The following is a 12,660-nucleotide window of genomic DNA, read 5'->3' as shown; positions in this document are numbered from 1 at the left end:
GGCGGCCGCCGCGCTTGCCACGACGGCGGCGCTTGCGGCGCTGGGTCTCATCACCTTCGTCACGCGTTTCCGAGGTGGTGGCAACGCTCTCGTCGCCTTCATCCTCGTCATCGCTGCCGGTCTGGTCGCCTTCCTCAGCCTCGGCAGAGTTGCTGTCGGTGGCTACCGGCTCGCCGTTGCCGTTACGGCCCCGACGACGGCGGCGGCGCTTGCGCTTGCGGCCCTCTCCATCGCCTTCGGCGCGCTGTGCCGGACGTTCAGCGGCGGCCGGCTTGGCCTCCAGTTCCTCTTCTTCCTCCTCGTCGACTTCGACCACGATATCATCGTCGTCATCGGGAATGGCGGCAAAGTTGAACAGGCTTTCGATCTTGACAGGGTTCTCGACCGGCTCGCCGCGGTCGATCGCAAAGTGCTGCGAGCCGACAGAGCCGTCTGCGTCGATAATGATCGCAACGCCGAAGCGGACTTCGTAGTCGACGATCGTCTGGCGCTTGTGATTGAGCAGGTACAGCGCAATATCAGGCGTTGTGCGAACCGCGATGTTGTGCGTCGTGTTCTTGAGCAGGTATTCCTCGATGCCGCGCAGGACATGCAGGGCAACCGAGGACTGCGAACGGACGTGGCCGGTGCCGCCACAATGCGAGCAGACCTGCGTCGTCGATTCGAGAACGGAAGCGCGGATGCGCTGGCGCGACATTTCGAGAAGACCGAAATGCGAGATACGGCCGACCTGGATGCGGGCGCGGTCGTTCTTTAGGCATTCCTTCAGCTTCTTCTCGACGGCGCGGTTGTTGCGCTTCTCTTCCATGTCGATGAAGTCGATGACGATCAGGCCCGCAAGGTCACGCAGGCGAAGCTGTCGGGCGATCTCTTCGGCCGCCTCGAGGTTCGTCTGGAGCGCCGTATCTTCGATCGAATGTTCGCGGGTCGAACGGCCGGAGTTGACGTCGATTGAAACCAGCGCTTCTGTCTGGTTCATGATCAGGTAGCCGCCCGACTTCAGCGTCACCTGCGGCTGCAGCATGCGGTCGAGCTGCGCCTCGATGCCGGAACGCGAGAAGATCGGGTGGATGTCGCGATAAGGCTGAACCACCTTGGCGTGGCTCGGCATCAGCATTTTCATGAAGTCTTTCGCTTCACGATAGCCTTCCTCGCCGGCGACGATGATCTCCCCGATATCCTTGTTGTAGAGGTCGCGGATCGAGCGCTTGATAAGTGAGCCTTCCTCATAGACGAGGCAGGGAGCGGTCGACTGCAACGTCAGCGTGCGGACGTTCTCCCAAAGACGCATCAGATATTCGAAGTCGCGCTTGACCTCGACCTTGGTGCGATTTGCGCCCGCGGTGCGCAGGATGACGCCCATGCCCTGGGGCACTTCGAGCATGCGCGCGATTTCCTTCAGGCGCTTGCGGTCCTGCGGGTTGGTGATCTTGCGGGAAATGCCGCCGCCACGGGCGGTGTTCGGCATCAGAACCGAATAGCGGCCTGCCAGCGACAGGTAGGTGGTGAGCGCAGCACCCTTGTTGCCGCGTTCTTCCTTGGCGACCTGAACGAGCAGGATCTGGCGGCGCTTGATGACCTCCTGGATGCGATACTGCTTGCGCGGCTTGCGCTGGACGCGATCGGGAACTTCCTCCATGGCATCTTCGGCGCCGACTGATTCGATCACTTCCTCTTCGTGGTCGTGATCGTCGTCATCGTCGTCATCGCTGCGGCGGCGCGCGTCGACCTCTTCGGAGATCGAGTCCGTCTCGACCATTGCAGCCATCTCGTTGCCCGAGGAGCCTTCGTCATCGTTGTCAACAGGGGCTTCGCTGGCAGCCTCATCGCTTGCCGGCGCTTCGGCAGCCGGCGCTGCCTTCTTGCGGCTGCGGCGGGGCTTTGCCTTCTTGGCCGGTGCTTCCTCGGCAACTTCCGCAACGGCCTCGACCGTCTCGATTACGGCAGCAGTTTCTACCTCTGGCGCGGCTTCCGCTGTAGGCGCTTCGACACCGACGTCCGGCTGCTCTTGTGTGGAGAGATCGACCGGTGCCGTCTCGACATGTTCGACGTCGTCGTCGCGGCGATGCTCTTCGGCTTCGGCGCGAAGCAGGGCCTGACGATCGGCAAGCGGGATCTGATAGTAGTCGGGGTGAATTTCGGCAAAGGCCAGGAAGCCGTGCCGGTTGCCGCCGTAATCAACGAAGGCGGCCTGCAGCGAGGGTTCGACCCTCGTTACCTTTGCGAGATAGATATTGCCGCGAATCTGCTTCTTGTGCTGCGACTCGAAGTCAAATTCTTCTATGCGGTTTCCGCGAACGACAACAACGCGCGTCTCTTCCTCGTGAGACGCGTCGATAAGCATCTTGTCTGCCATGTAAGCTGTGCTCCTCGGCGCGGTCGAACGTCAGCATCCGCTTGTGTCGATGAGACAGAAGAGGTGCGGCTCGTCATTGCAGCGCCGGATAATGAAAGTCGCGATTGGTGCGGTGTGGAAGGCAGCAGCCAGACAGCAGCGGGGGAGATGTTCTCCCGGGGCCTGTAGACTTCAGATAAAACCTGCTGCGACACCATCAAAGACCAAGCGAGATCGACAAAACTAAGACCTTGTTCAGGTCCGATGAGTTTGCTCTCTCTGTAAAGAGCGGTTGGTGGCTATCCACCGATGAAGTTCCCGCATACGCCGGAAAATTCAGGATCCAATTTCGAGTGGAAACACATATGACGGCAGACGATTGCCGGTTGTGGCGCCAGTTCCTTATCGGTTTGGCTGCCGTGCAGGCGACTCTATCCCGTCAGCACTTCTACCCTAAAAATCCTTGTATGTTTTCTCTGTCACAATAGCAAGGGAAAAGCCAAATGTGCCATAATATTGATGGATTTTGGAAGGCATAGAAAATCGGGGATTAAGGGCCCCGATTCGGCTCCGCGGCCGCGAAGGACGTCGACACGGGCAATTTCGCGTTTACCGGGAGAACTTGATCGGAATGTTATTTAAGGTGTGGCGGTCGATTGTTTAAGAGGGTACGACCCGCGACGGTGATATCCGGATGGCGGAGGACGAAGGTTGCGGGTGCGTTCGTCGCTGTGGCGGCGATGGTTTTTGTATGTCTTCCGGACGTGAGAGCAAATGATGCAGCCAAGGTTGAGCCTTTGCTCGCCTACGGTGCCCGCATCATCGGCGACGATGCACGCACCCGTATCGTCATCGATTTCGATCGGGCCCCGGATTTTTCGGTCCATTACATCGCCAATCCCGAACGCGTGGTGATCGATCTGCCCGCGACGGCCTTCGGGTTCCCAACCGCCGACCTCGAGGCGAGGGGGCTATTCAAGGACATCCGTTACGGAAGGATGGATCAGGACAGTGCGCGCATCGTACTGACGACCAAGAAGCCGGTGAAGATGGAAGTCGCCAAGGTTCAGGCGGATGAGGACGGCAAGGGGCATCGTCTCGTCCTCGATGCTGCAATGACGGACAAGGACAAGTTCGCCGAACTGGTCAAGGCCCAGTCATGGAGCGATCCTTCGCCTCAACAGACGACCAGTGCGATTCCCGCGCCGGAGAAGCCGGCCAACGGCGATTTCATCATCGCTGTCGATGCCGGTCACGGTGGGATCGACACGGGCGCGATCGGCGTCGATACCAAGACGCAGGAGAAGGACGTAACGCTCGCATTCGCCAAGGCGCTGGCCGATCGCCTCAACCGCGAGTCCGGCATCAAGGCGTTTCTGACGCGAAAGGACGACTCGTTCCTGTCGCTGTCCGAGCGTGTGGAGATCGCCCGTCAGAACCATGCAGGCCTCTTCATTTCGATGCATGCCGACACCCTGAAGCAGAAGGATATTCGCGGCGCGACAGTCTACACGATTTCCGACCGGGCCTCGGACAAGCTCGCCGCCGATCTGGCCGACCGCGAAAACCTTTCCGACCAGATTGCCGGCAAGGAGACCGTGGCCGAGCCTCCCGAAGTCGCCGATATTCTGCTCGACCTGACACGCCGCGAAACGCAGGCTTTCTCGATTTCTCTGGCTGAGAGCGTGCTCGCGTCTTTCAAGGATCAGGTGGGGACAATCAACAATCCGCATCGCCATGCCGGCTTCCGCGTTCTGCAGGCGCCAGATGTGCCGTCTATCCTGTTGGAACTAGGCTTCCTTTCGAACAGGGAAGACGAAAAACTGCTCCTCGATGACGGATGGCGGGGAAGGATGGCGGACCTGCTGACGGAGGCGGTGAAGCACTATCGCATGGCGATGGTTGCAAATGGCGGCTAAGTTCAGCCGTGGCGCAGATGCGACACTTGCTCGGGTAACGCAATTGCAATGTGGGAATAGCGCTTCAAGGCCCTATTTTACTCACATTCACGCCGTTACTCAGGCTTGTGTTTCCATAGTTGAAACGGAATCGGCTTGTGGCGAAAACGCTCATGGAGTAAGTCGCCCAACACGCAAGATGCCCCGATCCATGCGATGGTTATGCTCGCGCCGATCGATGATTGAGATACCGGTAGCTTAAATATGATTAGACTTCTTGGATATTTCTTCGGAGTGGCTTGCGTCCTGTTCCTGGGCGTGGCGGCTGTTGTTGCCGTTTACCTGGCAACCGTCACGAAGGACCTTCCGGACTACGCAGTGCTGAGCAGCTACGAGCCGCCGGTGACGACCCGCGTGCATGCAGGCAACGGTGCGCTGATGGCGGAGTACGCCAAGGAGCGCAGACTTTTCCTGCCGATTCAGGCGGTTCCCGATCGCGTCAAGGCTGCATTCCTGTCTGCGGAAGACAAAAACTTCTATCAGCATCCCGGCATCGACGTTACTGGCTTTGCGCGCGCAGTCGTTGCCTACCTGACCGGCGGTCCGACGCAGGGTGGTTCGACGATCACGCAGCAGGTCGCCAAGAACTTCCTGCTTTCCAGCGAACAGACGATGGAGCGCAAGGCGAAGGAAGCGATCCTCTCCTTCCGTATCGAGCAGGCCTACAGCAAGGACAAGATCCTTGAGCTGTACCTGAACGAGATCTTCTTCGGCCTGAACTCCTACGGTATTGCGAGCGCCTCGCTCACCTATTTCAACAAGTCGGTGAACGAACTGACGATCGCCGACGCGGCCTATCTTGCCTCCCTGCCGAAGGGCCCGGCCAACTATCATCCATTCCGCCATCCCGAAGCAGCGGTCACCCGTCGTAATTGGGTCATCGATCGCATGGTCGAAAATGGCTATGTCAGCCAGTCTGACGGTGCCGAGGCCAAGAAGCAGCTGCTTGGTGTTACCGGTCGCAGCAGCGGGCCTTCGCTCTTTGCATCCGGCTATTTCGCCGAGGCGGTCCGCCGCCAGTTGATCGAGCAGTACGGTGAGAAGATGCTGTACGAAGGCGGACTGTCCGTTCGTACCTCCTTTGATCCTGCGCTGCAGGTCTTCGCGCGCAAGGCGCTGCAGGACGGCTTGACGACCTATGACGAGCGCCGCGGCTTCCACGGCCCAATCAAGCAGATCGACACGACGGCTGACTGGGGCAAGGCGCTGGCCGATATTCCGGCGCTGACCGACGTGTCCGAATGGCGATTGGCTGTTGTACTGGCCGTTTCCGGCGACAGCGTCGACATCGGACTTCAGCCGCCGAAAGACGGCGCCGGCAAGATTCCTGCCGAGCGCGAGCGCGGTGTCATCGAGGCCAAGAACATGCAATGGGCGTATCGCTCGGCTGCCGGCCGGAAGACGGCCAAGTCGCCGGAGGGCGTCCTGTCCGCCGGCGATGTCGTCTACGTCGAGCGGTTGGGCGACGACGGTTCCAATTCCTACCGGCTTCGCCAGCCGCCGAAGGTCGAGGGCGGTCTGGTCGCAATGGATCCGAAGACCGGTCGCGTGCTTGCGATGGTCGGCGGCTTCTCCTACGCGCAGTCGGAATTCAACCGTGCGACCCAGGCGATGCGCCAGCCGGGATCGTCCTTCAAGCCGTTCGTCTACGCGGCGGCCATGGACAATGGCTATACGCCGGCTTCAGTTGTCAGCGACGACCCGCTCTCGATCCAGACCGGCAATGGCCAGGTATGGGCGCCGGACAATTATGAAGGCGAGGGCGGTGGCGCCAATACCCTTCGCTTCGCCATCGAGCACTCGCGCAACCGCATGACGGTGCGTCTTGCCAACGACCTCGGCATGAATGTTGTTGCCGAATATGCCGAGCGCTTCGGTATCTACGATCACATGATGCCGGTTCTCGCCATGTCTTTGGGCTCCGGCGAGACCACGGTCCTTCGCATGGTGTCGGCCTATTCGGTCATCGCCAACGGCGGCAAGCAGATCAAACCGACGCTGATCGACCGGATCCAGGATCGCTACGGCCGCACGATCTTCAAGCACGAGGAGCGCGTCTGCGAGGGCTGCAATGCCAGCGAATGGCAGAACCAGGACGAGCCCAACGTCGTCGACAATCGCGAAACTGTTCTTGACCCGATGACCTCCTACCAGATCACCTCGATGCTGCAGGGCGTCGTGCAGCGTGGTACCGCTGCCGGCAAGATCGATCTCGGTGAGCGTGACGTTGCTGGCAAGACCGGTACGACGAACGACGAGAAGGACGCATGGTTCGTTGGCTTCACGCCGGATCTCGTCGCCGGTCTTTATATCGGCTTCGACTCGCCTTCGACGCTCGGCCGCGGTGGCACGGGTGGCTCGCTGTCGGCGCCGGTCTTCAACGAATTCATGCAGGCAGCCGTTAAGGACATGCCGGCGTCCAAGTTTGTCATTCCCGCAGGGATGAACCTCATTCCGATCGACCGCAAGACCGGCATGGCTGCGGCGCAGGGCGATCCGAACACGATCATCGAAGCTTTCAAGCCGGGCACTGGTCCTGCCGACAGCTTCTCGGTTATCGGCATGGACAACACCATGGCCCCCGAGGAGATTTTGAAGACCTCTCCGCAGGCCAATCAGGCCGTACAGTCCGGCGCTGGCGGACTCTACTAAACCTTCCCCCGAACAGTTGTGGCGGCTGCGGCTCTTTACATCCGCAGCCGCCACAATTATTTGACGGGCAACTTTCGAAGCAACGCAAAGAAGCAGGAAAATGCGAGCGGAAATCCAGAACATGGTCGATGAAACCAAGCAGGCTATCACCCTGCTGAGGAGGCATCTTTGACTGGGACCAGGCGGTAAGACGACTGGACTGGTTGAACAACAAGGCAGAGGATCCGAACCTCTGGAACGATGCGCAGGAAGCACAGAAGCTGATGCGCGAGCGCCAGCAGCTGGATGACGGCATCAATGGCGTGAGGCAGCTCGAGCAAGAGCTCACCGACAATATCGAGCTCATCGAGATGGGCGAGGAGGAGGGCGATGAGAGGGTCGTCAAGGACGCCGAAGACGCCCTCAAGGGATTGAAGGCTGAGGCTGCCCGCCGTCAGGTGGAAGCGATGCTTTCGGGCGAAGCCGACAGCAACGACACCTATCTCGAAGTTCACTCCGGCGCCGGCGGCACGGAAAGCCAGGACTGGGCCAACATGCTTTTGCGCATGTATACCCGCTGGGCGGAGCGTCAACGCTTCAAGGTCGAGCTTCTCGAAGTTCACGATGGCGAAGAAGCAGGAATCAAGTCCGCGACGCTGCTCGTCAAGGGGCACAATGCCTATGGCTGGCTGAAGACCGAGTCGGGCGTTCATCGCCTCGTTCGAATTTCGCCCTATGACAGCAACGCGCGCCGTCACACGTCCTTCTCGTCGATTTGGGTTTATCCCGTCGTTGACGACTCGATCAACATCGAGATCAACGAAAGCGATTGCCGCATCGACACGTACCGTTCGTCGGGCGCGGGTGGCCAGCACGTCAACACGACCGACTCGGCCGTGCGCATCACGCACATTCCGACCGGTATCGTGGTCGCCTGCCAGCAGGAACGCTCGCAGCACAAGAACCGTGCCAAGGCCTGGGACATGCTGCGTGCCCGCATGTACGAGGCGGAATTGAAGAAGCGCGAAGAAGCAGCGAACGCGGAAGCGGCGTCCAAGACCGACATCGGCTGGGGACACCAGATCCGCTCTTATGTTCTGCAGCCTTATCAGCTGGTCAAGGACCTGCGCACCGGTGTGGCAAGCACGGCACCGGGCGATGTCCTGGACGGTGAACTCAACGAGTTCATGGAAGCGGCGCTCGCCCACCGCATCAGCGGCAAGCCGGACGCGGTCGTAGACGACGTCGACTGATCACTCCGAAGTGTGAATTTGAAGAAGGTCCCGAAAGGGGCCTTTTTTGATTCAATCATAAAAGCCTGCTTGTTGGGGATTCTCGTGCGGAAGAGCAGCAACAACGCTTTAGTTGCTTGCCTTGCCAACGGTAACCTCACCGAATTCGTCGATGACAACTGTCCACGTTTCCGATTCCGCATCCGGGTCGGTCTTTAGGTAGACCATTGCGAAAAGGCCAGGCTCCTTGAGCATGCCGGATGAGCTTTCAGGCCGGATGTCGGTGACATATGGCTTTAGATCGTTGAGTTCCTGCAATTCCACGGTCGAGGCAATCGCAGGCCCACCATCGCCCTGTTCGATCTGTTGCAGATAGATTTTGGCCGTCCGGTCTGTTTGCCTGACAGCAAACAGTTTGTAATAGCCGTGGCGCGGTTTTGCCGGAGCGGCAGCTGCCGCCGCGGTCTGAGGAGCTGAAGGTGCCCGTTGGACGACAGGCGTCGTGCCGTCGTCCTCCCAGTAACCCGTGCTTGTCGCGAATATGATCGAAGCCGGCAGGGTTGCGTCTTCGGCCGCAGCGGTTCGAGCGCAGAGTGCGGTCGCGGCGAGCAGCAGTGCGCAAAGCGTCGTTCGTCGCAGACTCATCTCTCAGTCCTCAAACTGCTCGGCAAGAATTCGATCGGACCATGATCGATCAGGATCGGAAAGAATGCGCGCCGTGGTATGTTCCGACTGAGCGATGCGAATGTGAAGCACCGATTTCACTTCCGTGTTGTCGGCAACCGCGTTGACCGGGCGCTTCTCCGCCTCGAGGATGTGAATATCGACCGTCACCTTGTTTGGCAGAAGCGCGCCGCGCCAACGCCGCGGCCGGAACGCGCTGACCGGAGTCATCGCCAGAAGAGGTGCGTCAAGCGGCAGGATCGGCCCATGGGCCGAGAGGTTATAGGCCGTCGAACCCGCGGGCGTTGCCACCATCAGACCGTCGCAGATGAGTTCGTCGAGCCGGACGACGCCGTCCACCTCGACCCGCAGCTTGGCGGCCTGGTAGGATTGCCGGAACAACGACACCTCGTTAATGGCAAGTGCTGTCGAATTCGTGCCGTCCGAATTCGCCGTTGTCATTTGCAACGGGTGAAAAGCGTTTTCGACGGCTGCGCAGATCCGATCCTGCAGGTTCTCCGTTCGGTAGTCGTTCATGAGGAAGCCGATGGAGCCGCGATTCATGCCGTAGACAAGCTTGCCGGAATTCATTGTGCTGTGCAGGGTCTGCAGCATGAAGCCGTCGCCACCAAGGGCGACGATCACGTCGGCATCATGAGGGGGCACGTCGCCATAGATGCGAATCAGCTCTTCCCGCGCCGCCAGCGCCTCGGTTGCCGAGGAGGCAAGGAAGGAAAGCGTCTGAAATGAACGGCCCATGTAATTCCTTTGTTGTATTCAATGAACGATAACATAGTCTTGGCGTCTAGGCGCCAACAAAAGCCGATTTTGTCAAGTGCATCTGCGGCGCCGGGTGAAGCCAACGTCAACTTGAAGAGTCGCGATCACGCCCGCCCGACGCCTCGTGGCCGCGCTCTTCCGCGCCGGCACTGCGGTTCACGGCACGCCTGCCGGACAAGCCCATGAAGCCCTGGCTGGTGGCTGAAGGGCGATTGAATAGGTGGCGAGCAAGTCGCGTTCGCCGCTTTTCACTGCAGGGACAGTGCTAACATCTGTTGCGACGAGAGGCTGCCGGAGGAAGGACACCCCAGCTCGATTTCGGCCTCACGCTCGTCTGGGCGGAGCAACTGCCAAGCCGAATTCGGATTCCCTAAAGGGCAATATCTGCACCCACTGATACGATGTAGAAAATATGTGGAAGAGTGGACATGCCCTCTTTCGGCAAGTCGAGGGGCAACAATGAGCGCTATTTCGCTCCATTCTGCTGAGTTGCAACTTGGAGCTCTCCGAATTGTCTCCTCTGCTTTGACACGTCTTTTCAACCAACGTGGCCATCCACGCGAAGGCCCTTGAGGGAGGCATCAGAAATGAGACGAACGGCAAAGATATGCACAGCGGCGGCTGCCGTTGCGGGCAGCCTGTTGGCGAGCACGGCGGCAATACATGCGCAGGAGACCAGGAAGCCCAACATCCTGTTCATCATGGGTGACGACATCGGATGGATGCAGCCGAGCATCTATCACCAAGGTCTTGCGGTCGGTGAAACACCCAATATCGACCGTATCGGCCGGGAAGGGGCGAAGTTCATGACCTACTATGCCGAGCAGAGCTGCACGGCAGGGCGGACCGCGTTCATCACCGGCATGCAGCCGGTGCGCGTTGGCATGGTTCTGCCGGAGATTCCCGGAAGCCCGTCCTACCTGCGAGCCGGCACGCCTCACCTCGCCAAGTTCCTGTATGATCTCGGCTACTCGACAGGTGAGTTCGGCAAGAACCATCTCGGAGATACCACCGAATCCCTGCCGACGGCACACGGGTTCCAGGAATTTTGGGGATACCTCTATCACCTCGACGCCATGCAGGGGGTGAGCTTCCCCGACATCAACAAGACCTCAACCGAGCAGGGGATCGCACCAGCTTGCAGGAACACGCCGATTCCTGGGATAGCGGAAGACCCGGCGGCGGTGGACCCAAAAACCACGACCTGCCTGACACCGCCGCGTCCGATGCTTGCGTGCAAATCGTCCGACGGATCCCCGGCGAACCAAAGCTGCAAGGATGAGGGCCCGCTGACGCTTGAGCGCTCCAAGACGATTGACGAGGAGATCTCGGCCAAGGTCATCGATTTCCTCGACCGCAATGACCCGAAGAAGACCAACAAGCCGTTCTTCGTCTGGTACAACCCCGCACGCATGCACATCACCACCGTGCTGCCTGACAAATATCTGAACATGGTCGGCGAGCCCGGCGGCAAGGACTGGGGCGTCAACGAAGCCGGCATGAAGCAGATGGACGACAACATCGGCTATGTTTTGAAAAGGCTCGAGGAGATGGGAGAACTCGACAACACCATCGTCGTCTTCACGACCGATAACGGCGCCGAGACGATCACCTTCCCAGATGGCGGCACCACCCCGTTCAAGGGCGGAAAGCTCAGCACCTGGGAAGGCGGCATGCGTGCGCCGCTTGTGGTTCGCTGGCCGGGGCACATCGAGCCCGGCACAGTCAAGAACGACATGTTCTCTGCGCTCGACTGGCTGCCGACCTTTGTGAACATCGCAGGCGGTCCGAAGGGCGACGGCCTGAAGAAAGAGATCGAGGCGGGCAAGTATCCGGAGATCGTCAAGACCACGCTCGACGGGATCGACCAGCGCGACTTCCTGGAAGGCAAGTCGCCATCCGCGCGCGACAGTTTCTTGTACTATTCCGGCAAGGAGCCGTCGGCGGTCCGCTACAAGAACTGGAAGATGTACTTCGCGATGGTATCCGACGCACCGTCGGGCTTCATCTCAGGCGTGCAGCCCTACTCGTGGACCCAGGTCGTCAACATCAAGCGCGATCCGTTCGAGACCTCGGTTGGACAGCAGATCAAGACGCTCTTCGGCATGGGCGGCGCCATCGCGTCACCGTCCACCGCCTATGTCTATGACTGGAACATCCTGCCGATCGGCCAGCAGTTGTGGCTGAAGCATCTCGAGACCTACATCGACTTCCCGCCGCTTCAGAGCCCTGCAAGCTACAATCTGGAGCAAGTGATGCAGCAGGTCCGGGAAATGAAGACAGGTCACGATTGATGCGCGCAGTAGCGTAACGACGTCGGAGCGGACGCCCTTCGGGGCGTCCGCTCCGTGCTTCATCTGTCAGGCCTTTGGGCCGACTGAGGGCGTAACGATGAGCGATTTCATCCAAGCAGGTCGCGACGAACCACGCTGGCCTCCGGTGATGGCGATCCTGGCGGTGTTCGCCCTTTTGGAGGTGCTGCCGCATCACGTCTATGCCATGCCGCGATGGGTGTCATACGCGGTCCTGATTGCAGCTATCGTTCCAATGATCATGGTGACGGTGTCGACCGACAAGGCAATGTGGCTGCGCATCGAGCACGTCGCCATCATGCTGCTTGCCGGCGTCTATGCAGGGAATACGGCGGCAGAACTCGGAGATATGGTTGGGATCATCACCATCCACCCGCCCGAGACGCGATCAGTGTCGCTGTTGACGTCTTCAGTTACCATCTGGATCACCAACGTGCTCACCTTCTCGCTGCTCTATTGGCAGATCGACGCGGGTGGCCCATCGCGTATCGCGCGTGGGATGGCTGGAACGCCCGACTGGCTCTTTCCCCAGGCTTCGGTTCCCGAACTGGCGCCCCCGGACTGGCGACCGCTCTACCTCGATTATCTTTCCCTCGCATTCAATACGGCGACCGCGTTCAGTCCTACCGACGTGCTGCCGCTCACCCGACGTGCGAAGGGGCTGATGATGCTCGAAAGTGCCATTTCACTGCTGACACTCGTGCTCGTGGCCGCGCGTGCAGTCAATGTGATTCCGTAGCGCCTCCACG

Annotated in this window: 8 protein-coding genes; 5 read left to right on the top strand and 3 right to left on the bottom strand. The window is 59.8% G+C overall.

Annotated elements, in window-relative coordinates; genetic code table 11:
- On the bottom strand, window positions 1–2,356 hold a 2,356-nt coding region (locus PMI09_RS09120), incomplete at its 3' end, for an Rne/Rng family ribonuclease (protein WP_007791533.1).
- A gap of 719 nt (window positions 2,357–3,075) precedes the next feature.
- Between PMI09_RS09120 and PMI09_RS09115 the strand changes: the two genes are divergently transcribed.
- From PMI09_RS09115 to prfB, 3 genes are all read left to right on the top strand, one after another.
- Window positions 3,076–4,254 carry an N-acetylmuramoyl-L-alanine amidase gene (locus tag PMI09_RS09115; protein WP_052026521.1) on the top strand — a complete coding sequence of 393 codons (1,179 nt, stop codon included), beginning with the start codon at window positions 3,076–3,078 and terminating at the stop codon, window positions 4,252–4,254.
- Between the two features lie 243 nt (window positions 4,255–4,497).
- Complete coding sequence (locus tag PMI09_RS09110; protein WP_007791529.1) at window positions 4,498–6,945, top strand: penicillin-binding protein 1A; 2,448 nt, start codon at window positions 4,498–4,500, stop codon at window positions 6,943–6,945.
- A 100-nt stretch (window positions 6,946–7,045) separates the two neighbouring features.
- A protein-coding gene (prfB, locus tag PMI09_RS09105) for a peptide chain release factor 2 (protein ID WP_157213351.1) occupies window positions 7,046–8,177 on the top strand; the annotation gives its coding sequence in 2 pieces (ribosomal slippage) (window positions 7,046–7,114 and window positions 7,116–8,177; 1,131 coding nt in all).
- Window positions 8,178–8,285: 108 nt separating this feature from the next.
- Here prfB and PMI09_RS09100 read toward each other — a convergent pair.
- Entirely contained in the window at window positions 8,286–8,801 is a 516-nt protein-coding gene (locus PMI09_RS09100) for a hypothetical protein (protein WP_007791525.1), read from the bottom strand.
- Window positions 8,802–8,804: 3 nt separating this feature from the next.
- Window positions 8,805–9,578 (bottom strand): NAD kinase, encoded by a 774-nt coding sequence (locus PMI09_RS09095; RefSeq protein WP_007791522.1) that lies wholly within the window; start codon window positions 9,576–9,578, stop codon window positions 8,805–8,807.
- A gap of 608 nt (window positions 9,579–10,186) precedes the next feature.
- Between PMI09_RS09095 and PMI09_RS09090 the strand changes: the two genes are divergently transcribed.
- Both PMI09_RS09090 and PMI09_RS09085 read left to right on the top strand, forming a co-directional pair.
- Window positions 10,187–11,893: an arylsulfatase gene (locus tag PMI09_RS09090; RefSeq protein ID WP_007791520.1), complete on the top strand. Its 1,707-nt coding sequence runs from the start codon at window positions 10,187–10,189 to the stop codon at window positions 11,891–11,893.
- A gap of 97 nt (window positions 11,894–11,990) precedes the next feature.
- Window positions 11,991–12,650: a hypothetical protein gene (locus tag PMI09_RS09085; protein ID WP_007791518.1), complete on the top strand. Its 660-nt coding sequence runs from the start codon at window positions 11,991–11,993 to the stop codon at window positions 12,648–12,650.
- The last annotated feature ends 10 nt before the right edge of the window (window positions 12,651–12,660 follow it).

The organism is Rhizobium sp. CF122 (assembly GCF_000282035.1).
Taxonomy (GTDB): domain Bacteria; phylum Pseudomonadota; class Alphaproteobacteria; order Rhizobiales; family Rhizobiaceae; genus Rhizobium.
The sequence above is the reverse complement of the archived record's forward strand: the minus strand, read 5'-3'. Positions and strand labels throughout refer to the sequence as shown.

Excerpts from the sequence above, each read along its gene's own strand:
- PMI09_RS09085 (WP_007791518.1), top strand. The coding sequence starts at position 11,991 with ATGAGCGATTTCATCCAAGCAGGTCGCGACGAACCACGCTGGCCTCCG.
- PMI09_RS09090 (WP_007791520.1), top strand. The coding sequence starts at position 10,187 with ATGAGACGAACGGCAAAGATATGCACAGCGGCGGCTGCCGTTGCGGGC.
- PMI09_RS09095 (WP_007791522.1), bottom strand. The coding sequence starts at position 9,578 with ATGGGCCGTTCATTTCAGACGCTTTCCTTCCTTGCCTCCTCGGCAACC.
- PMI09_RS09100 (WP_007791525.1), bottom strand. The coding sequence starts at position 8,801 with ATGAGTCTGCGACGAACGACGCTTTGCGCACTGCTGCTCGCCGCGACC.
- PMI09_RS09110 (WP_007791529.1), top strand. The coding sequence starts at position 4,498 with ATGATTAGACTTCTTGGATATTTCTTCGGAGTGGCTTGCGTCCTGTTC.
- PMI09_RS09115 (WP_052026521.1), top strand. The coding sequence starts at position 3,076 with ATGGTTTTTGTATGTCTTCCGGACGTGAGAGCAAATGATGCAGCCAAG.